Raw genomic sequence first — 2,772 nt, forward strand, 5'->3', positions numbered from 1 at the left:
GCGAAGCGCCGGAAGCGACCCGCGACGCCGCGTCCGGACCGACGACAGCACCTTCGATCGAACCCGTCTCGGGGGTCGGGTCCGGCCGGGGCGTCAGCGTCGCTCGCTCGATTTTAGTCCCCGAGGGCTCGTGGTAGAGTCGAACGTCATTCGACGCGTTGGCGACGAGCGCGTCCGAAAACGTGCGATTGTCTCCGAAACCGAACGCTCCCGACGGCGACGCGAACGGGAACCGAGTGACGTTCCCGTTGGCTCTGACGACGACCGCCAGTTCGTCGTTGGGGAGCGCGTCGCCGCCGAGGTGGGTGATCCGGAGATCGGTCCCCTCGGAGTCGAACTCCGCGGACGCCATCGGATCCGGATCCGAGACCGTCCCGTCGAGGAGGGCGGTCCCGAGCGTGGTAGTCACAAGGAGAAACACCGCTACGAGGAGGATCGCCCCCGTGGTGCTCGATTGGGCACGTCCGCGGGTCGTCGGGAACATCGTGAGAGCGCTGGCTGTGCCGACTTAACCGGAGTGGTACATTACAGTCCGCACCCGTCTATTAACTGTGATAACTGTACAGAAGGTGAAGCGAAAGGCGGGGGCGGGCGGACAGTTACGGATCGGTCCCATCCGCGGTGTCGGTGACGATACGGCTGTCGACGACAACACCGTTCCCGTCGATCACGAGGATCGAGACCTTGTAGGGCGTGTTCGTACCGTCTCCCGGCTCTACCCGGAAGTTGTTGACGTTTCGGTCCGTAGTGCTTCTCGACGCGGAGGCCCCGTTCCCGTTTCGGTTGAGAACGGAGAACAGCCCTTCGGAGAACGATCCGGTCTGTGAGACGTCGTATCTGAACCGGTACCGTACGTCGTTGTTGTTGTTCGACCGGTCTTCGATCGTGTAGTCTTCGATCGACGCGCTGTCGGAGCGCGAGAGATCGTCGTTTTCGATCGGGTTCTGCGTGTCTGCGAAGGTGTATATCGTCCGTTGATCGACGGTTTGTCCCCCGCGAATCGCTCTAACCGTCACGGCGAACTCCTGGCCGTTTCCGAAGCCGGGCGAGAGCGAGACCCCGCTCCGTCCGCTGGACAGCGACCTCGTGACTCGCGCGCTGGAGTCCGTGCTCGTGGCTGAGACCTCTATCTCGTCGAACTGCCCACCGTAGTCGTAGGAGACGTAAAACTCCGGACTGTTGGACCTGCGGTCGGTGAGGTCATCCACGCGCATCGATATGTCGTCCGTCGGGTCGTCACCGGGATCCTCGGCCGAGGGCGATCTGACATTTTCTCTGACCGGTCCTTCGTTCGGTGAGCCCTGTATCCCGACGGTGTTCACGCGGGTGTCGTCAGAGTCCGCCTGAAGCGTGAGTCCGTGAACGCCGTCGGCGTAGCGGTCGTCCTCGACCCCGGTGTACACGCTCTGGTCGCCTATCGCTCCGTCCCAGTACGTCGAGGCGTTGAGCCGGGTCGGTATCGTGATATTCACCTCACCGGTCGGAATCCCGTCGGAGGCCGTCGAGTTGGTTGGGTAGATCTCGACGGTCGCCCGCTGCGTCCCGCTGCGACGGTACTCGTTCTGTAGCACCGTGAGACGGACCGTTCCGTCATCGACGAGGCTCTGATCCTCGATGACCACGATGTCCTCTCCCTGCTCCCGTCCGTCGAGGTAGAGGACGGAGTTGTCGTACCGCGTCGGCGTGCGGGACAGTTCGTTGTACCCGGGAGAGTAGCTGATGAACCGAGACGGGATCGTTATCGTCTCCGTACCGTTCGCGATGGTCACGTTGTACGCGTCGCTCGTCCGAAGAGTGCCCCCCGGCGGTGGCGGATTGATCGCGAAGAGGCGGTTCGGGTAGGTCGTCCCGAGTCTGATGGACTTGAACTGCGGCGTGTCGGCCTGTCCGGCCGTGAGAACCCCGGCGCGGAGGTCAACAAGGTCGTTCCGGACTTCCTCGAAGTGCTGGAACTCCACCTGCGCGTTCTCCTGTGGAACCACCTGTACCTGATACAGCGACAGCGCCAGAATCAGGAACCCGAACAGGATCACCGTCCCGACCACGACCGACTGGCCCCGACGGTCGCGACTGAAGCGCATTGCCAGATATCGACGCCGAGCGGGTATAAAATCCTCCGTCCGACCTCTCACTCGTGAGAATCGCTTACGGGTGTCGAACTCGGGGTGGCGACCGACTCAGTCGCCGTCCGCCCGCCGGGCGGTCACCCACGCCGAGACGACGGCCATGAAGCCGGCGAACCCGCCGATCAGCACGGCCTGCGTCCAGTTGAAGCCGAGCAGCGTCCCCGCGACGGCCGTGACGAGCAGGAACGCGACCGTGAGGGCACCGATCGTCGAGCCGAGGTCGGCCGAGGCGTCCGCGTCTGTCATACCCGAGCCTGATGCCGTCGGGCGATAAAACGGCCGATCAGTCGCGGATTCCGTCCCGATCGAACCGTCGACAGCTGCGGTCCGAAGGCAGCTATAAATTATATTTCGCGATATCAAATTCCGTTTCGAGGGTGTTCCCCGCCCGCCGACCGGTCCGTTTTTGCGCGCGGCGGCTGTCTCCGCCGATATGGCGAAACAGCCGCACCTGCTGGTCGAGGAGGGCGACGTACACGACATCGCGATCATTCCCGGGGACCCGGGCCGCGTCGACCGGATCGCGGACCTCTGTGACGACAGCGAAGGGTCCGTCGCTCGTATACTTACGTTATAATAGTAGTGCTATACGAAGTTAATTACGTACGCTCGGCCTGTTCTACGCCGACGGTGGGCGTCCTACACT

General features: G+C 63.1%; 3 protein-coding genes and 1 pseudogene. 1 reads left to right on the forward strand and 3 read right to left on the reverse strand.

Annotated features, from left to right (window positions below; translation table 11 throughout):
• From BN903_RS17710 to BN903_RS14310, 3 genes are all read right to left on the reverse strand, one after another.
• Window positions 1-484, reverse strand: a 484-nt coding sequence (locus tag BN903_RS17710; RefSeq protein ID WP_048078368.1) for a type IV pilin, incomplete at its 3' end; no start/stop codon positions are given.
• A 115-nt stretch (window positions 485-599) separates the two neighbouring features.
• The gene (locus tag BN903_RS14305; RefSeq protein WP_228841117.1) at window positions 600-2,081 is read right to left on the reverse strand and encodes a PKD domain-containing protein; all 1,482 of its coding nucleotides are present in this window, start codon (window positions 2,079-2,081) and stop codon (window positions 600-602) included.
• Window positions 2,082-2,177: 96 nt separating this feature from the next.
• A complete protein-coding gene (locus tag BN903_RS14310; RefSeq protein ID WP_048078369.1) occupies window positions 2,178-2,372 on the reverse strand; it encodes a hypothetical protein in 195 nt (64 codons plus the stop codon).
• 187 nt (window positions 2,373-2,559) lie between these two features.
• Between BN903_RS14310 and BN903_RS17015 the strand changes: the two are divergent.
• Window positions 2,560-2,673, forward strand: a pseudogene (locus BN903_RS17015) (nucleoside phosphorylase); the annotation flags it as partial.
• Between the last annotated feature and the right edge of the window lie 99 nt (window positions 2,674-2,772).

Source organism: Halorubrum sp. AJ67 (assembly GCF_000513435.1).